Genomic DNA, 17,643 nt, shown 5'->3' with positions numbered 1-17,643 from the left:
CCAATTCAAATGTCATTACTGTGCCCGTTCCTTTCTTTCCATCGCAATCCGGCCTGAAGGCTTTCTGTCACCGTGTCATATACCAGTCTGCCGATAACCGCGCCCAAAGCAGTAGCCGTACCCGCATATGCGTGAATCGGCTTTGTTTCATGCTCGTCCTGACGTACAGCAAGTACAATGGCATCGGTTGTTGTACCTGTGGCAGGAAGTCCGTTCTCCATATCGGCAATACCTGCATCGGCAAGAGCAGCAGCCTTGGCCTCCACTGCCGTCTGAACCGCATTAACCATCGCCCCTGGGGTCATCTGTCCGTTGAACCACAGCATGATATTAATCGTACCGGGGATATATGAAATTCTGTTTTGTTTTTCCCCATGCACATCAAAAACAGTTCTCTCCGAACTTGCCCGTGCTGCATTGGATACGCCTGCAGTCGTACAGCACAACAGACCGAATGCTGAACTCGTATACTCCTGAATGGAGGTATGCTCCATTCTGACCGCAGTTAACAACCCTGCACACTGATCGGCTTGCTCTTGCCATTCATACAGCGCCTCTGCGATATCACGGGGTGGATCATCACATCGGTAGTGTTTGTCCACATAGATGTTAAATACACGATTTAATTCGAGCATACCACCGCCGTATACTGCGCTGGAAAGTGCGAGAGCAGGTTGTGGGCTCTGTGCTTTAACATGCCGTTCATGAGCAGAGATGTGCAGACCCGGCCAGGAAGAGGATACATAGATATTCTCGTCTCTTTTTCCATCTGTAAAATAGTCATAAAACGGGAGTGTCACAACCGCTTCCCTCCCTTTGTTTTTTCAAAATGTTGCGTATGATCCTGCTGACTCCCCTGATCGGCAGATGCCGGATTCACGTCCAGATCCCCGCTTCGTTCAAGCACACTTCTGAGTCCGTCAAGCAACCTGTCGTTGGCTTCAGCACCTTTGACCGCAAAGCGTACATGTCCTGCCTCAAGCCCCGGATACATGGCACAGCTGCGAATCAGAATGCCCCGCCGCCCCAAAGCTTCCTGCACGGAAGCCGCTGTCCAAGGTTCCGGCACACGCGCCAGAATAAAATTGGCTTCACCCGGCGTTACACTGCACCCACACGACTCCAGTGCTTGGATTAAACGTGTCCGTTCATGTGTAATTTGCGATATCGTGTCCTGCTCGAAATGTTCCCGGCTGCGCAGACAGGCTTCTCCTGCAATAAGAGCCAGTCCGTTGACGCTCCAGGTGACCTGTTTCTCCGTCATCGCCTGTATGTATCTTGCGCTGCCTATGGCGTACCCGAGTCTCAAACCCGGAATCGCATAAAACTTCGTCATCGAACGGATGATGATCACATGCGAATATTTATTCAGATCTGGAGCAAGTGTCTGTCGCAGGGACGGTGAAATAAAGTCGATAAAAGCCTCGTCAATAACGAGCACTGTATCCGTCTCTTCGGCTTTGCGGGCGAGCCTGTGAAGCACCTCCACTGGATATTGCACACCGTTCGGGTTGTTGGGCTGTCCAAGAAAAAGCAGGTCTACCTTTTCCATCAACTGTTCGATACGTTCAGGCGCCGCTTGCCAATTCAGTTCTTCAAGGCCTTCCGTATGCAGAACCTCCGCACCAAATTGCCGTGCCAAAGCGCGATATTCCGAGAAACCCGGTTCCACCGTGCCAACCTTGCGCGGAGCAAGTGCCAGCAGGATCAATGCCATACTTTCAGCCGCACCATTCCCTACGGAAATCTGCTCTTGTGTTACTCCCAAGCGTTCGCTCAGGAGTGCTTTGAATCCCCGATGGCCCGGGTCAGGGTAACGAAGCACCGAATGCAGACCTTGCTGTAATGCTTCCAAAACCTCTTTGGGAGGACCTAATGGGTTGATATTAGCGCTAAAATCCAGAAAATCCGCTGCCCTCCCACCAAACCTCGAAGCTGCGGTCTCCACATCTCCACCATGTCCGAACACTTCGATATAACCGGTCATTCTTCCGTCATCCTCTCTGTATGTTCTTTTTATTATGGATGGCATAGGAGGGATGGGTCAATCCTGCATTCCTTCTCCATTCATCTGTTTATCATAAGTCAGTCCAATTCCATCGTGTCTACTTGTTTTCTTTGTGTCCCAACGACAATTCGTTTACAATAGAAGAGGAATTTCAGGACTTCGGTTTTCTGATTCTTTTGCACGAGTATCACTACATAAGGGGCTAAGCGCCTCTCACATACATTAATGGAGGAATGACCATGCTGTTTGTAGATAACCAGGGCATTACAGATCCTTCTGTAAACCTCGCGATTGAGGAGTACATTTTGAAACATTTGCCGATGGAGGATGACAGCTACCTGCTGTTTTACATCAACCGTCCGTCGATCATCATTGGCAAACACCAAAATACGATTGAAGAGATTAATATCGAATACGTTCAGGATAACGGTGTGCAGGTGGTGCGTCGTCTTTCCGGAGGGGGAGCAGTGTATCATGATCTGGGCAACCTGAACTTCAGTTTCATTACGGCGGATGACGGTCAATCCTTCCACAACTTCCGCAAATTCACCCAGCCTGTGGTTGAAGCGTTACAAGAACTTGGCGTTAATGCCGAATTGACCGGGCGCAATGATCTGCAAGTCGGTGAAAAGAAAATTTCGGGCAACGCACAATTCGCCACCCGCGGACGCATGTTCAGCCACGGTACCTTGATGTTTGATCTGAATCTGGAGCATGTTCAGGCTTCTCTGAACGTCAATCCCGAGAAATTCAAATCCAAGAGCACCAAGTCGGTACGCAGCCGCGTTGCCAACATTCGTGATCTGATTGACACCAACCTGACGATTGAAGAGTTCCGTGATGAGTTGCTTCGTCACATTTTCCGCATGGAGCCGCAGGACGTTCCTCAGTACAAGCTGACTGAGAAGGACTGGGACAAAATCAAGGAAATCTCGGCCGAGCGTTATAACAACTGGGACTGGAACTACGGCTTGTCACCGGAAAGCAATGTAAAGCATACCCGCAAATTCCCGGTAGGCATCATCGATCTGCGCATGAACATCAAGGATGGACGCATCGAAGATATCAAAATCTTCGGCGATTTCTTCGGTGTTGGCGATGTAGCGGATATCGAGAACATGTTGCGCGGCAAGCGTTATGACGAGACTGAGGTTCGCTCCGCACTGGAAGGTCTGGATGTGAAGCATTACTTCGGCAACCTGGAGCTGGAAGACTTTATCGGTCTTGTTTTCCTGGAAGAGTAATAAAGCAAATACGACATTTAGATGGGTATAGATTGTTTGAACGAAATAGAATCACAGCAACGGAGAGGACAGAAAAAACCTGGAAAAGCGAAGCGTTCGCCTAAAAGCTTTCTGCAAGAAAGCTACATCGGAAGCATATGCTTATCACCGGATTTTCTCTTTATGAAATATAAAGATCAAAAAAATCCGGGGATAACAGTGATTGAAAGGTTATTCTGTCATCGTAGTTTTTGCGTGAGACTGTTTCGTTCAATGAAATAGAAGCAGATAAAAAAGGAGAGAAACATCGCATGACTTACAAACTGATTGCCATCGACATCGATGACACCCTGATTAACGACAACAAGGAAGTTACACCCGCTACGCAAACGGCTTTGGAACAAGCGGTAGCACACGGCGTAGTTGTAACCCTCGCTACAGGACGTGCTTACGCTTCCGCACAGGCACTTGCTCGCCAAACCAAGCTGAACGTGCCGATCATCACATATCAAGGTGCATTGGTAAAGAACTTGCTGGATGAAAAGGTGCTCTATGAGCGCTATGTACCGCAAGAAGCTTCCCGCAAACTATTTGACTACTGTCTGGAGAAAAATCTGCACCTGCAAACATACATTGACGACAAGCTGTACGCTCGTGAGGAAAACCAGAAACTGCTCGATTATGCCAAGTTAAACGGCACACAATATTACATCGAGTCTGACTTCATCAAAGTCATTGAACAACCAACGCCAAAACTGCTCATCATCGACGAGCCTGACTATCTGGATCAAGTAGCTGTAGAGCTGCGTGAGTTGCTCGGACCTGAAGTGCATATTACCAAATCCAAGCCTTATTTCCTCGAAATCATGCATAAAGAAGGTACGAAAGGTCATGCTCTGACGTTCCTGGCTGACCACTTTGGTCACCAACTCAGCGAGTGTATCGCCATTGGCGACTCCTGGAACGATCACGAGATGCTGGAAGTCGCTGGTCTGGGTGTAGCCATGGGCAATGCCATCCCTGCGCTGAAAGAATTAGCGGACTATATTACAGCGAGCAACAACGAAGACGGCGTAAAAGAGGTTATCGAGAAATTTGTACTGAACACAAAGTAAACATAAGACGTTAACAAAAAAAACAGTCCGGATAACACAAAAATGTGTGGTTCCAGACTGTTTTTTATTATTTTTGTTTTGAGAGCAATATGGCAGTGAGTAAAGATAATTGAAGTGATATCGTAATCGCTATTGATAAAATGACACGATTTGTATCTGGAACTGCGACCAAAAACAAAACGACAAAAAATACAATGAGAGAAATAATAATACTAGCTATGAAATTTAACATTGTGTTTTTCATGTTATCCCTCTTATTCGCTCATGGCATGTTGAAAAGTTTCCAGCAGCTTCTCGATCTGTTCATCATGTTCCAGCTGAAATGATGGAATGAGCTCATCTATCCTCTGCTGGAACAGCTCGGGATCTTGTACACCAAGCTCTGCTCTTAACGCCATTTCTTCCTCGGAACCATTGTCATTCAGGATCATCTTCAGTACGCCACCATTGAAATATTCACCCGGAGGAAGAATCAAAGCATTCGTCAGAAACTGTATGAAAAAAAGATGAGTATCTTTTTCATACATCGCCTTTTTCATCGCCTGCTTCGTAAACAAATTGATATATTTCTGAGCAAAAGTAACCCCTCGTGGTTGAGATGACCCAACATGTTCAACACCTCTCCAACGCAAGTCAGCTACAGAACTAAGCCACCATGCCGGTTCAATGGCTTGCTGCATCCGACGCAGCACTTTGAGCTCAAACTTCGACTCAGGATGTACTCGCTGCAGCTCCAAACATTTTCTTATCGTATCGGCTTCAATGGCAGCAACCGTCATTCCTTGTCCATGAATCGGATCAAAGCTGCAAAATGCATCGCCAAGGACGAGTAATCCGGAAGGCCAGTCCTCCATGCGTTCATAATGTTGACGGATAGACTCGGAAATGCGGTATCCCCTCGGTCCCTGGAAAGGTTCCAGCCGTTCCGCCAACTCCATGATTTCATTTGAAGCAAACAGATGCTTCATTTGTTCCTGAAACTCATCGGGATGGGTCGAAGGATATGCATCTCCTCCTGCATTGAAAAGCAGCATTCCAGCGATATCATTTTCAATGCGCCACAACATACCTGCACGAATACCTTGCTCGGGATCTGATTCTGTCAATATCGTTTTCCATTCGTTTTGAATAAGAGATGGTATCTTATAATACCGGGTACTGTAGCCAAGAGATACCTTCAACACCTCGGGCTCCGGTACAGATAATCCGATCTGATCAAGCCATTTAATCAATTTGGAGGAACGCCCTGAGGCATCAATCACCATATCAGCCCGTCTTTCTTTCCGACTCTCCGAGCGTCTTTCCTTTGTATAAACGCCTATAATGGAACTCTGATCTTCCGAAACCATCAGCCCGGTAACTTCCGTATTCGTTAAAAAGCGGATATGACTTATATTCTGCACTCGCTTCCGCAGTACCCATTCCAGCAAGGGTCTGCTGCTTGATGCAATTTCGATGAAAGAAGCATTCACTTTATGATTAAATTTACCGTATTTATTTGCATTCACAATCTCTTCTTCATGTGAAGGAATGGCGCCAAGTGCAATCAATTCATCATTGTACCCGGGAAAGTAATGCTCCAGAATGAGTCCGCCGCGCGGTAATACCCGATGTGGATGAAAAGATTGAGGGACTCCCTGCCGGTTCGACGGCTCAGAAGGCAATTCATCTCGCTCGATAATACATACCTCATCATAATAATCAGATAACATTCTTGCAGTGATTAACCCCGCAATCCCTGCTCCGATCACCACAGCTCTTTTCATATCAGACATCTCTCTTCCATCCTTTCTATGACGTTAGATTTTATCTACACTTGTAGAGTAATCAAAATATTTCTTATAATACTAATATATAGTTAAAATATCTTATTTAGTAATAATCAATTTAAGAATAATATATAGTTAAACTACAATAAGGAAATGGTGTAGATGAAAATAATTGGAAAAATAACGGATTTGAGAGTTGCTCGAACTCAAAAACTGTTGACGATGGCCCTTTTGACTCTGTTATGTGAGCAAGGCCAGCTATTCAGTAACATTACGGTTAACGAAATATGCGATAAAGCCATGGTGCACCGAACAACGTTCTATAAACATTTTGAAGATAAATTCGCGCTGTTGTCCTCTACCCTGACTTCGCTCCTTCAGGATTATTTACAAATGAACGTGGAAGACAGACTGCGACAGCCTATGCAAAGTATCGCTACAATTTTGTCAGGCAATGTACTGGAGAGAATGGTCCAAAATCAAAAGAAGGATGAGGGATTCAAACATTTTTTCAGAAAATACATCGAAGAAATATTCAAGCAGGATTTTATGGAATTAAAAAATAGAGGTAAACAATTCTCACTTCCCGTAGAACTTGCAGTCGAGTTTCACTCAGGGGTTATTAGTTTACTTGTGAATTGGTGGATACATCATTTTGAAGAAAATATTACAGCTGAACAGATGGATGAGTATTACTATCTATTGGTTAACGAGAAAATCTTGTTGAAATAACAAATAGCTCAATCTGAAATTAACTACTGATTTCCAGATTGAGCTGTTAAAAAGACACTAGAATAGGTGGAATGAAGAAATCACTTTACTAAACAGATTCAGAAGTTCGAACGTTCGCCCTCACACGCTTTCCTTTCTTTAACCAGTTGTTTACCTTCTCATTCATTGTTAACAGCCCCGAGATAACCAAAACGACACCGACCCACGTCACCCAACTGACATGTTCTCCGTACACGATCGCACCGAGCCCAACGGCAATTGGTGGCGATATGTATAACCAGGTTGCTGGGAACAGCGGATTAGTGCGTGACATAATCCAATAGAACAGACTGTGCCCGACCATTGAACCGATGACCGTCAGATAGATTACGGACGACACTGCCGGCAGTACATCCAGTGCCGACATATTCCAGGATTCCGTCAGTGCAGAGAGGATAAATAACAACACACCGCCATACATCATCTGCACCGCATTAATGGCAACAGGATTCATGTCACTGAATTGATGAATGACTTTTTTGGAATATAACGTACCTGCGGAATAACAGACTTCCCCCACCAGCACCGCGATGCATCCCCACAAAAATAAAGAGCCTGCACCAAGCGATACGCCTGGCAAAACGACTAGTACAACACCTGTAAACCCGATCAAGCAACCAATTAGCATGCGGGCAGAGGTTTTCTGCCGTAACAATGCCGTTTGCATAAGCATAATCATCAGCGGCCCTGTTGCCGATAGAATAGCGCCAACACCGGAACTGACATGCTGCTCTGCCCAATATAACGTGGCAAAGGTCGCAAATGTTAGACCTGCACCTGTAATCAGCATTTCTTTGCGGAATAACAGGGACAAACTCACTTTCCCCTTCATCCACATCCAAGTAAACATTAAAGCTCCCGCAATCACAAACCGCAGTCCAGCAGATAGAAAAGGCGGCATGCCTGCCTCCACTCCAATTTTAATCGCCAGAAACGTTGTTCCAAAAACGAGACACATTACGGTAAATGCAATCCCTACCATGTTAACCACTCCTTTATCTGTTCTCCATCATAGCTCATGGTCTACAGAACAGAATGAACAAAATAGAACAGTTATCTCTCATTAACTGTTACAATGGAGATCAAAAGGAGCGTGGGCCGGGTGAGCAAAACGGTAATGATGGCAGACAACAGCATGAAACGGTACGAGCAAGTTATCCACTATCTCATGGTACGGATTGAGGCAGGGGAGTGGGTTGAACAGGAAAAACTGCCTTCGGTACGAAGCTTATCCGAACTGCTCGGCGTACACCGGCTAACGGTTTTCAAAGCGTATCAGGAGTTAAAACAGCGTGGGATCGTCTATGTTAGAGACAAATCTGGTTATTACGTCAGTCCAGCCAAACCACTAGCCGATACAGATCAGGGAGATGATCCCTCCGTGTCTGCCTGGCTCCATTGGGACACACTTGACCGGGTCCAATCACTGGAAGCGGAATATCAGTTTTCCAAATCATTAATCGATCCTGCACTATTGCCCAACCGATATTGGGGCGAGTTAATGCGCGATCTGTTAGATCAATATCCTCGTCTACTCGGTACGTATTCAACGATCCAAGGCGATTTAGAGCTTCGTACCAGTCTGGCCACCCATTTGACGGCCAAAGAACGCTTCTACCTGTCCTCTGACGAAGTGCTGATTACATCCGGTGCTCAACAGGCGATTGATGTCATCTCCCGTGCACTGGTCAAGCCTGGAGATCGGGTACTGATTGAGCGACCAACTTACGGCCCTGCCATGGAAATTTTCCGCAAACAGGGTGCACGGCTTGTTTTTACCGACATCCATCCCGAAGGGTATGATCTGGAGCAGATTGAACATCTGATGAAAACAGAAAAACCACGCCTCTTCTATATGACACCGACGTTCCAAAACCCGACAGGCATCAGCATCTCTGTAGAGCAACGCAAACAGCTGCCTGAGCTGGCTGAACAATATGGCTGTTTCCTGGTGGAGGATGACAGCACATATGATATTTATTTTAAAGAGAAGCCACCTGCGCCGATCTTCACTTATGATACTTCCGGACATACATTGTACATACGCAGCTACAGCAAATATGTTGTTCCGGGTCTGCGTATCGCAGCCATCATGTGCCGTTCACATCTCATGGCAGGACTCCAGGCGATCAAAGCCCTGACAGATAACGGATCACCGCTCCTGAATCAGAAGCTGTTTCTTCGTTATTTCCAGTCGGATCGTATGCATCAGCATCTGTCCAAACTGCGAACTGCGCTTCAACTTCGAATGGAGGTCATGGAGCAGTGTCTGCTGGATACGGACTGGGCATGGACACGTCCTGAAGGGGGGCTGAATATCTGGGCAGTGCTCCCAGAGGGTATCGATACAGGCAGGTTATTGCACCAAAGTATGGAGCACTCCATTGCTTTTGTACCTGGAACCGTATTTGATCCCTCCCCCACTTCAGGAAATCGTAAGCTTCGCCTCTCCTTCTCTTATGCCCGTGAGCAGCAAATCCGGGAAGGCATGGACAGACTGATCACCTTAGCGGCGAGAAGTTAAAAACGAAACTTCGTTTAGGATCGACATTGAGGGCCTAAGAGCAACAGAGATACGAAGGAGTACCACTGTGGGTACATTCAGAATCCTGCACTCTTTTAAGACTTGCCGAGGTTTAATTCACTCCTCAAACTTCCTTATCCGGCGTGGATTCCACAGTCGGTCAACGAAAGCTCAGAGATTCAACGAAAACGGGGAATTGTGTCCAAGGCTTAGGTCAGACAACTTTTTGTCTATCATCAAACTGGCTGTTTCCTCTGTGAGCACGTCAACGTCAACGTCAACATCCACCTCGTGCCAACGCTAACGATCACCAGAAAACTTATGTGGTCTTTTTTCACGAACTAAAAAATGTAACGATCACCATGGAGCTTATTTCAATGAAAACGAGCTATTGAGGCCTGTTTTCCATCGAAATAATTAAAATAGCGTCTCCTGAGATCGTTACATTCCGAAATCACCTGAATTGTAGCAAATAGGGTCATCTGTGATCGTTAGCGCTCGACTCCCCCTGTGGCACACCTAGATTTATATAAGTCAATAGTCCATAAAGCAAATCGCTCACAGATCTTTTCTCTCAAATAACCGGATCGTGACGACATACGATACAAGAAACAGAGCCACTACGGCTACGGCAATCCCCAAGATAATTGGCGTTGTAATAAGCCCTTCTTTACCCGCAACATCAAGAATAAACGCAGTCGGTTGAGCAAGAACAATTAAACAAACGAAGAAAACCGTATTGATAATGCCTGCTCCCTTTTTACTGAGTGCATAGAAAAGTGGCATATAAATAGAGACCAGTATACATACCAACCCCATAGAAATGAGGATATCTAACAGGGAATAATGAGGTTTGTTGAGTTCAGGATAATTCAGGTTAACAATCTTGTGAATGCCGAAGGATACAAGGACTCCAAACAGGGAATAGAGAATGGAAGACAGGTACTTTGCTTGCACGATCTGTTTGCGACTGACCGGAAGTGTAACTAAAAAGTTATGATTATGGTTTTTGATGTCCACCATCGTAGCTAGCATAATCGAGCCAAAAGCCGTATAAATCCCCACGAGATACATGGACATTTCCATCTTCGGAATAAACGCCCAGCTGAAAATCACCACATACAGAGCAATAATCCACAACGAACTTCTCAGTGCAATAAAGTCTTTGCGAAGCAGATTAAGCATGTTGACGCCCCCCTTTTGCCGTGAAATAAATCAAGTCTTCCAATGCGGGCCTATGCATAAGAGCCTCACTGCCAAACATACGCTGCGCCTCCGCTTTGTTGTCCGATAACGCTTCAAAACCAATCGATGTTTCACGTATGCCAATGAATTGACGCCGGGTATCAGCATCCAGCAGATCCATATCCCCTTTCACAATGATGTAGCGCTCAAGCACGTCGTCTTTGGCTTCATTGAAAATCAGCTTGCCTTGATTAACAAAAGCGATATAGTCCGCGATCCGCTCCAGATCCGTCGTAATATGTGTCGAGAAAATGATGGATTTGGTCTCGTCCTGAATCATGCTGGCCAGTAGATCAAGCAACTCTCTCCGAAAAACTGGATCAAGACCGGATGTTGGTTCATCCATGACAAGCAGATCGGCATCATGAGACAGAGCAACGGCAAGCGAGAATTTGATCTTCATGCCCTTAGATAAATCCTGGATTTTCTTTTTCGGAGACAATTCGAATTGCTCCAAATAACTCTTGAATACGGCATGGTCCCAGCGACTGTAAAAAGGGGCAATTAAACGTGACATCTCCCTGATGGTCAAATGTTCATAATAAAAGCATTCATCGGACACAATACCGAGCCGCTGCTTGACAGCCACATCACCGCTCGGATTCTCACTGCCCAGCGTTCGCACTGTCCCCTGATCAGGATGGATGAGTCCGGTAATCATTCGGATTAATGTGCTTTTTCCGGCTCCGTTTGGGCCAATGAGCCCTGTGATAAATCCCTGCTTCACATCCGTGGATATGTTATCCACCTTAAATAACGGATACCCCTTCGTAACATTCCGCAATTCTATCGCATTCATCGTGCCTATTCCTCCTCTAACAACAAAGTAAGATGTTGAATCAAATCCTGTGCGCTCATGCCCAGTTCCTTGCTCTCCTGGATAACCTCAAGCATCTTCGCTTCTAACTGCTTCATACGTCTCTCCCGGATAAAATCCTGATTTGCACCGGATACAAAACTTCCCTTGCCAACCACGGAATCAATTAACTGTTCCTTTTCCAGCTCTTCATATACACGTTTCGTTGTAATGACGCTGACTTGCAAATCCTTCGCAAGTTGACGGATAGAAGGCAGGTGGTCTCCTGCTGCCAGTTCTCCGTTCAGAATGCTCTGCCGAATCTGGGATAAAATCTGGATATATATGGGATCGCTTGATGCATTGGATATCCGTATATTCATGTTTGTTCCTTCACCTCATTGCCATTGTTTCATATAAATAACCAAGCATATTGTATATATATAATATACACACTATACCTGGTTAAGGTCAACCTTTTTTATCCATTTTCTTCTCTCCATCAGAAAAAAACAAAAAAAGAACGACAGTCCCCTGTCGTCCAAATCTTTTCATTCCTTATTGCGCTTATATTTGTTTTCTGTGCCACTCGCTTCGTCAATTTCATCTACGGTGACACTACGCACCTGTAACAACCTTATCCACCAGACCGTATTCCACTGCTTCGGCTGCGGTGAGGAAATAATCGCGGTCAGAGTCTTTTTCAATGCGCTCCAGCGGCTGGCCTGTATGGTCTGCAAGCAACTGATTCAGACGCTGGCGGTGCTGGATAATACGGTTTGCATGTATCAGCATATCAGATGCCTGCCCGCGTGTGCCTCCATGCGGCTGATGAATCATAATCTCGCTGTTCGGTAACGCCATTCGTTTCCCCTTCGTGCCGCCCACCAGCAAAATCGTACCAAAACTCGCCGCCATACCGGTACAGATCGTCGATATATCCGGCTTCACAAACTGCATCGTATCATAAATCGAGAATCCCGCTGTAACCGATCCCCCCGGACTATTAATATACATCTGAATATCCTTATCCGGGTCCTCGGCACTCAAAAACAACAATTGAGCCACGATAGCATTGGCCATCTGATCCTCAATCTCTCCCGACACCATAATGATGCGGTCTTTCAACAATCGCGAATATATATCATAACTCCGCTCGCCGCGAGCAGTTTGTTCTACAACATACGGTACTACGTTCATATATGTCGCCTCCTTATATTAGGCAGCCATGATGACCGTATACCCACCTCCAAAAGACATCGAATTCGTGCTCGAAGCGGCATAACCGTACATCACTGGCTGCATCGCTTTAGACGGCAGAGTCTGCTGCAGAATCATACCCGCCACAGCCATCGGATCTTCCGTGCGATTCAGGCACAGATCAATTAGACGTGCAGTATCCCCTTGACGGAAAGCCATCAGATAACTGCGGAGCTGCTCTTGCTCCAGATCAGCGGGCTCTTCCATCGTCCCCTGTTCCAATGCAGCATCCATCCCTGCTTCCACCAATTTATGCCTGACCTTGCTCAAAGCTGTGCGGGCACGGTTTAATGCTGCTTTTACGGCACCTTCGGTTGTACGCAGCATCTCAGCAGTTTCTGCCGCCTTATATCCCATGATTTCACGTAATATATAGATCGCACGCTGCCAGGGCGGCAAGGTGTGAATCAATAGTTGTACCGCAGATTCCATCTCTTCAAAGGATTCCTCTCTCGCAAATTCAAACATGACAGGTTTCATCTCGTCGAGTATAGAGCGCAGCTTTTCTTGCTTACGAATACCGTCAATCCATGTATTGCGTGCGATACGAATCAGATAAGCCTCCCAGTTAAACGACGTGTCTGTTCTTTCCGAAGCTTGCGCCACCGCAGATGATAATCCCTTAAGGCAAGTTTCCTGCACAAGATCCTCTGTCTCTGTCACCGACTTGGTGAGTGACATGCAGTATGCATAAAGCGAAGCCATTAGTTCAGGCAATACATCGTGCAACGCTGGATTTGGAACACGTTTACCTTCAGCACCGTCTCTACAATCAATGGCATCAGTCTGATTAACTGCTATAGCTTGATGATGGTTTTGACTTCCTTGATTCGTTTGATTTATCGCCTTCAATTTATCGTTTCTCATGGCTGTGACTAGGTTCATTTCATAGACTTCGCAATCTGCGGACTTCACAAAGGCCATCTCGGGGGCCCCCCTTTGCTGGTTCCTGATTAAGTGTTTCATTATGTAAACGAAGAACCTCCTGTAAAGGATACGCTCTTCTTCATTTATTTTTTCAAAACAAAACTATTCCTGGATCTCAAATTATCCACTTTCATTGCTGAATCCCGATTTCACATCGAATCCTAACCCAGTGCCACCGTCATGCCCGTTCGTGCTATGGTGATGCCCTCATCCAGTTTATAGTTCTGCCTTACATCTACATCATGAGACATATGTGTAAAATAGGTGTGTCCCGGCTTCAACACTCGCAAAAGCTCCTGCGCCTCCTGCATATCATACACCGAACGCGTCGAAAACTCCGCCAGCTCATGTACAAAACTCGTCCCCAGAACCAGCAGATCCAGTCCATGCAACAGTTCCTGTTCTTCTTCCTTCAAATCTATGGCATCCGAACAGTACGCCCACGCATACTCCTCACGCTCCAGCCGATATGCATACGAAAAACCGTTATGTCCATGACACACTTTCCAGGAACGAATCTTCCATCCACCAAGTTCGATCCCATTATCGGTTTCCAAAAAATCCATGTGACGAGCTAGCCACGGAAATTGCCCCTGTATCGTAACGATTACCTCTCGCGGGGCATACAATCTACCCTTCACGCCTAGCCAGCGGCACGCATCTGCCCATTCTGGCAAACCGCCAATATGATCAAAATGAGCATGTGTAATCAGCAGCGTATGCACCATCCGCATTCCCTGATCTTCCATCTGAGAACGCCAGTCCGGCCCGCAGTCGATCATAAACATCCCGTCTACATGCTGATCTCGAAAGTCACCGCCCCCGTGAATCAGGACAGATGAACGTTTTCGTCGATTTTCCCCTGTCCGCCTTGCCTCCGTACATATCTCACAACTACAATATACCCGTGGGACACCCATGGCATCTCCTGTGCCCAGAAATGTGAGCTGATTCATTCCGCATTCCCCTCTCGCTCCCTGAAGCCTATTCAGCTCAGATGTGATGTCTCTTCATTCGTAATCAACATAGTTGTGCCTCAAATATTTTATGTAAATTGTAATCCCCTACCTCCGCTTTTGCAAAAAAAAGACTCCCCCACTCACAGCGCATCGCTGCTGCCGGGAAAGTCTGTCGTCTGATCTGGCTGGAGAAGCCCAGCCTCAGACATGATAGTTCCATATCCGTCCGCTCACACCAGCGCACGCAGCTTCAACGTCAGCTCACGGCCAGCAGGAACCTCTATGTTATCCGTAATGACCCAGTTCCATGCCAGACGTTGCTCTAGCACCTCAGCCTGTTCTGCGGTCAACTGCAAACCGGTGATGATCCCCTCACCCACCGTGAAATCCTTGTCTGCTTGCAGATTAAATGCTTTTTCCAGCCAGATGCCAAGCCCTCCACGCGTATTAAACGTAATTCGATATCCGTTCTGTAGAGCCCCTTCCAAGTTCTCACCATGCTCGTCCGCATACGAGAAAAACGTATCGTACCGATAATGCTCCTCGGATACGCTATCAAATGCCGCTACATCCTTGGCTTGAATCGCTTTTAATATATCCGCTTCTGACATGCCTTTGCCACGGGCTTGCTCCAGTCGAATCGCTGTGCTTTGGGACAATTTAATCTCTGTACTCATTAAGGTCACACCTTTCTGCAACTACAATTATGCCAACATGTGTATTAGTATACTTCCTATTATAACCTTTTCGTAGTAAAAAACCTCCATCTCGGCATGCCGCAAAATGAAGGTTCGCATTCCTATATAAGTTGAACTAGAGATTTTACACGGAACACTCCGATGACAGAATAACCTGGAGAGTAGCGGTTACAGGCCTGCCAGCACCTGATACCAGACTCCACGCTTGGAATACAGTGTCTTACGCACCTCATCCCATCCACCCAGATAGTTGATATCAAACAGCCCCGCTGGTGTCGGGAACGATTCTTTCGTCTCGGCAAATATGTCCGGGTCTACGGAGCGGAAGCCGTGTTTCGCAAATATACGCTGTGCTTCAGGTGTTCGCAAGTACGCGATAAAGGCTTCCGCCAGCTCCCGATTGCCATGTTTGTCGGCGTATTTATCCACCACCACTGCGGGATTTTCGATTAAAATCGTATTTTTCGGTACCACGATATCATAATCTACACCCTTGGCAATTCGGGCAAGCAGCTCATTTTCATACGTTACGATAACGTCTCCTACACCATATTCAAACGCAGCCATCGAGGAACGACCACTCTTGTCCAGGGATTCAACGTTCTGGTGTACCTCTTCCAGAAATGCTTTCGCTGCGGCAGGGTCTTTCTTGCCCTCTTTCTCCTCCGACAGCTTCAGTCCCGCACCATAGATCGCATTAATATCCCACTGTGCACCGCCAGATGTTTTCGGGTTAGGATACAGCACCTTCACGCCAGGCTTGGTTAAATCCTGGAAATCTTTAATCCCCAGTGGATTGCCTGCTCGTGTACCCAGCACAACGATTGAACGTGTAATCATGCCCTCATTCGGCGTTTGTTTCCAATCCGCAGTGACAAGCTTGGCCTTCACCAGTTTATCGACGTCACTTTCCATCGCAAGCAGGGCTACATCCGCTTCGAACCCGCCAACAATCGCTCTCGCCTGTGTTCCTGAAGCTTCATAGGATTCTTGAAAATTGATGGTCTGTCCCGTCTTGGCTTTCCATTCTGCCTGGAACTTGGGCAACAGTTCGCCTACCGCATCCTTCGCTACGCTATATGCACCGATAACCAGTGTGTTCGAAGAATCACCACTCGTAACTGTGGCTGTTTGTCCTTGCTCCTGCTTGCTGCATCCGGCAGTCACACAGACGAGCACAAGCATCAGAATGAAATATAGAGGATTGAATTTCTTCTTGTTTCGGCTCGTCGGCATGGCTGCTCCTTCTTTCTTTTCTGCTTTTTCCTTAACATCTTCCATTCTAGATCATGACTGGCATCGGATCTTCTTTCAATCGGTTCTCCACGACCCAGCTCACCGAGTCATTGAACATATACGCACGATGCACAAGTACACGAATCGTTTGCCCAATCTCCAGTGTCGTTTTCTCCAGAGAGCGATAGGTGATGAGCTTGTGGCCCTCCACCTCAACTTCAACCATCCATTCACTACCGCGGAAGTGAAGATGTTTTACGATCCCTTTTTCCGTTGCAGACAGCATGGTGAATTCATTCTTGAGTCCAATCTCGATGTACTCCGGTCGGATCAGTGCACGCGTATTGCCACCTTGCACCGCATGTTCGAAGCCTTTCAGCTGAGAGGCATCCTCTACCACCGTAGACTCCCCAATAAAGGTCGCCACAAATGGGGTCTGCGGATTTTTATAAATATTCCAAGGGGTACCCTTTTGCTCTAAACGACCTTGGCTGATAATCATAATCTCGTCTGCGACTTCAATCGCTTCATCCTGGTCGTGAGTAACAAAGATGGACGTGATGCCTACCCTTTCAATCAGCTCACGCAGCCATGAACGAAGCTCTTGACGAATCTTAGCATCAATGGCGGCAAACGGTTCGTCCAGAAGCAGTAACTGCGGCTCAGGCGCAAGCGCTCTGGCAAAAGCCACACGTTGACGCTGTCCACCCGACAGCTGGTGCGGATAACGCTGTTCGAAACCTTTCAGCCCAGTCAGCTCAACGAGTTCCATCACGCGATCACGAATCTGGGCTTTAGGTGTTTTTTTCACCTTGAGACCAAATGCAATATTATCAAAAACACTCATATGTTTGAACAACGCATAGTTCTGAAATACAAATCCAATGCCCCGTTCTTGAGGCGGTAGATGATTCACGACTTTTCCGTGGAACCGGATCTCCCCCGAGCCTGGGCTTTCGAGCCCTGCGAGCATACGCAAGATCGACGTTTTCCCGCCTCCGCTGGGGCCGAGCAAACCGATCAGATGGCCTTTGGCAATATCGAATGAGACATCTTTTACCGCATGAAAATCACCAAAGTGTTTGTTAAGATCACGAACTTCTACATGCATC

At 46.7% G+C, this 17,643-nt stretch carries 17 protein-coding genes; 4 read left to right on the top strand and 13 right to left on the bottom strand.

Annotated features, from left to right (window positions below):
• Window positions 1-5: 5 nt before the first annotated feature.
• Complete coding sequence (locus EC604_RS06545) at window positions 6-800, bottom strand: adenosylcobinamide amidohydrolase (RefSeq protein WP_123063337.1); 795 nt, start codon at window positions 798-800, stop codon at window positions 6-8.
• Entirely contained in the window at window positions 797-2,032 is a 1,236-nt protein-coding gene (cobD, locus tag EC604_RS06540) for a threonine-phosphate decarboxylase CobD (protein WP_240036682.1), read from the bottom strand. Before cobD ends, EC604_RS06545 begins: the two co-directional genes overlap by 4 nt.
• A 215-nt stretch (window positions 2,033-2,247) precedes the next feature.
• Here cobD and EC604_RS06535 point away from each other — a divergent pair, with 215 nt between their 5' ends.
• Together EC604_RS06535 and EC604_RS06530 are read left to right on the top strand one after the other, a co-directional pair.
• A complete protein-coding gene (locus EC604_RS06535; RefSeq protein WP_123063335.1) occupies window positions 2,248-3,252 on the top strand; it encodes a lipoate--protein ligase in 1,005 nt (334 codons plus the stop codon).
• Window positions 3,253-3,542: 290 nt separating this feature from the next.
• Window positions 3,543-4,346: a Cof-type HAD-IIB family hydrolase gene (locus EC604_RS06530; protein ID WP_123063334.1), complete on the top strand. Its 804-nt coding sequence runs from the start codon at window positions 3,543-3,545 to the stop codon at window positions 4,344-4,346.
• Window positions 4,347-4,600: 254 nt separating this feature from the next.
• Here the strand turns inward: EC604_RS06530 and EC604_RS06525 are convergent, their stop codons facing one another.
• The gene (locus EC604_RS06525; RefSeq protein ID WP_123063333.1) at window positions 4,601-6,121 is read right to left on the bottom strand and encodes an NAD(P)/FAD-dependent oxidoreductase; all 1,521 of its coding nucleotides are present in this window, start codon (window positions 6,119-6,121) and stop codon (window positions 4,601-4,603) included.
• A 156-nt stretch (window positions 6,122-6,277) separates the two neighbouring features.
• Here EC604_RS06525 and EC604_RS06520 point away from each other — a divergent pair, with 156 nt between their 5' ends.
• Window positions 6,278-6,847 carry a TetR/AcrR family transcriptional regulator gene (locus tag EC604_RS06520; protein ID WP_123063332.1) on the top strand — a complete coding sequence of 190 codons (570 nt, stop codon included), beginning with the start codon at window positions 6,278-6,280 and terminating at the stop codon, window positions 6,845-6,847.
• Between the two features lie 88 nt (window positions 6,848-6,935).
• Here the strand turns inward: EC604_RS06520 and EC604_RS06515 are convergent, their stop codons facing one another.
• Window positions 6,936-7,868, bottom strand: a complete 933-nt coding sequence (locus tag EC604_RS06515) for a DMT family transporter (RefSeq protein WP_123063331.1) — start codon at window positions 7,866-7,868, stop codon at window positions 6,936-6,938.
• Between the two features lie 120 nt (window positions 7,869-7,988).
• Between EC604_RS06515 and EC604_RS06510 the strand changes: the two genes are divergently transcribed.
• Window positions 7,989-9,410, top strand: a complete 1,422-nt coding sequence (locus tag EC604_RS06510; RefSeq protein WP_429351487.1) for a PLP-dependent aminotransferase family protein — start codon at window positions 7,989-7,991, stop codon at window positions 9,408-9,410.
• Between the two features lie 558 nt (window positions 9,411-9,968).
• Here EC604_RS06510 and EC604_RS06505 read toward each other — a convergent pair.
• The 9 genes from EC604_RS06505 to EC604_RS06465 all read right to left on the bottom strand — a co-directional run bounded on the left by EC604_RS06505 (window position 9,969) and on the right by EC604_RS06465 (window position 17,642).
• A complete protein-coding gene (locus EC604_RS06505; protein ID WP_123063329.1) occupies window positions 9,969-10,595 on the bottom strand; it encodes an ABC-2 transporter permease in 627 nt (208 codons plus the stop codon).
• On the bottom strand, window positions 10,588-11,454 hold the full coding sequence (locus EC604_RS06500; protein WP_123063328.1) for an ABC transporter ATP-binding protein: 867 nt from the start codon (window positions 11,452-11,454) through the stop codon (window positions 10,588-10,590). Before EC604_RS06500 ends, EC604_RS06505 begins: the two co-directional genes overlap by 8 nt.
• Window positions 11,455-11,459: 5 nt before the next feature.
• Entirely contained in the window at window positions 11,460-11,834 is a 375-nt protein-coding gene (locus EC604_RS06495; RefSeq protein WP_123063327.1) for a GntR family transcriptional regulator, read from the bottom strand.
• A 235-nt stretch (window positions 11,835-12,069) separates the two neighbouring features.
• On the bottom strand, window positions 12,070-12,651 hold the full coding sequence (gene clpP / locus EC604_RS06490; protein ID WP_123063326.1) for an ATP-dependent Clp endopeptidase proteolytic subunit ClpP: 582 nt from the start codon (window positions 12,649-12,651) through the stop codon (window positions 12,070-12,072).
• Window positions 12,652-12,669: 18 nt separating this feature from the next.
• Window positions 12,670-13,635, bottom strand: a complete 966-nt coding sequence (locus EC604_RS06485; RefSeq protein ID WP_240036681.1) for an RNA polymerase sigma factor — start codon at window positions 13,633-13,635, stop codon at window positions 12,670-12,672.
• Between the two features lie 164 nt (window positions 13,636-13,799).
• Window positions 13,800-14,594 (bottom strand): MBL fold metallo-hydrolase, encoded by a 795-nt coding sequence (locus tag EC604_RS06480; protein ID WP_123063325.1) that lies wholly within the window; start codon window positions 14,592-14,594, stop codon window positions 13,800-13,802.
• A 233-nt stretch (window positions 14,595-14,827) separates the two neighbouring features.
• Window positions 14,828-15,274, bottom strand: a complete 447-nt coding sequence (locus EC604_RS06475) for a hypothetical protein (protein WP_123063324.1) — start codon at window positions 15,272-15,274, stop codon at window positions 14,828-14,830.
• A 189-nt stretch (window positions 15,275-15,463) separates the two neighbouring features.
• Complete coding sequence (locus EC604_RS06470) at window positions 15,464-16,531, bottom strand: sulfate ABC transporter substrate-binding protein (protein ID WP_192895070.1); 1,068 nt, start codon at window positions 16,529-16,531, stop codon at window positions 15,464-15,466.
• A gap of 46 nt (window positions 16,532-16,577) precedes the next feature.
• Complete coding sequence (locus EC604_RS06465) at window positions 16,578-17,642, bottom strand: sulfate/molybdate ABC transporter ATP-binding protein (protein ID WP_123063323.1); 1,065 nt, start codon at window positions 17,640-17,642, stop codon at window positions 16,578-16,580.
• Window position 17,643 lies beyond the last annotated feature (1 nt).

The sequence above is a fragment of the Paenibacillus amylolyticus genome, from assembly GCF_003719335.1.
Classification (GTDB): Bacteria; Bacillota; Bacilli; order Paenibacillales; family Paenibacillaceae; genus Paenibacillus; species Paenibacillus amylolyticus_D.
Note: the sequence above shows the minus strand (reverse complement) of the source record. Positions and strands in the feature narration are given on the sequence as shown.

Coding starts and splice junctions, on each gene's coding strand:
- cobD (WP_240036682.1), bottom strand. CDS start 2,032: ATGCCATCCATAATAAAAAGAACATACAGAGAGGATGACGGAAGAATG.
- EC604_RS06535 (WP_123063335.1), top strand. CDS start 2,248: ATGCTGTTTGTAGATAACCAGGGCATTACAGATCCTTCTGTAAACCTC.
- EC604_RS06530 (WP_123063334.1), top strand. CDS start 3,543: ATGACTTACAAACTGATTGCCATCGACATCGATGACACCCTGATTAAC.
- EC604_RS06525 (WP_123063333.1), bottom strand. CDS start 6,121: ATGTCTGATATGAAAAGAGCTGTGGTGATCGGAGCAGGGATTGCGGGG.
- EC604_RS06520 (WP_123063332.1), top strand. CDS start 6,278: ATGAAAATAATTGGAAAAATAACGGATTTGAGAGTTGCTCGAACTCAA.
- EC604_RS06515 (WP_123063331.1), bottom strand. CDS start 7,868: ATGGTAGGGATTGCATTTACCGTAATGTGTCTCGTTTTTGGAACAACG.
- EC604_RS06505 (WP_123063329.1), bottom strand. CDS start 10,595: ATGCTTAATCTGCTTCGCAAAGACTTTATTGCACTGAGAAGTTCGTTG.
- EC604_RS06500 (WP_123063328.1), bottom strand. CDS start 11,454: ATGAATGCGATAGAATTGCGGAATGTTACGAAGGGGTATCCGTTATTT.
- EC604_RS06495 (WP_123063327.1), bottom strand. CDS start 11,834: ATGAATATACGGATATCCAATGCATCAAGCGATCCCATATATATCCAG.
- clpP (WP_123063326.1), bottom strand. CDS start 12,651: ATGAACGTAGTACCGTATGTTGTAGAACAAACTGCTCGCGGCGAGCGG.
- EC604_RS06485 (WP_240036681.1), bottom strand. CDS start 13,635: ATGGCCTTTGTGAAGTCCGCAGATTGCGAAGTCTATGAAATGAACCTA.
- EC604_RS06480 (WP_123063325.1), bottom strand. CDS start 14,594: ATGAATCAGCTCACATTTCTGGGCACAGGAGATGCCATGGGTGTCCCA.
- EC604_RS06475 (WP_123063324.1), bottom strand. CDS start 15,274: ATGAGTACAGAGATTAAATTGTCCCAAAGCACAGCGATTCGACTGGAG.
- EC604_RS06470 (WP_192895070.1), bottom strand. CDS start 16,531: ATGCCGACGAGCCGAAACAAGAAGAAATTCAATCCTCTATATTTCATT.
- EC604_RS06465 (WP_123063323.1), bottom strand. CDS start 17,642: ATGCATGTAGAAGTTCGTGATCTTAACAAACACTTTGGTGATTTTCAT.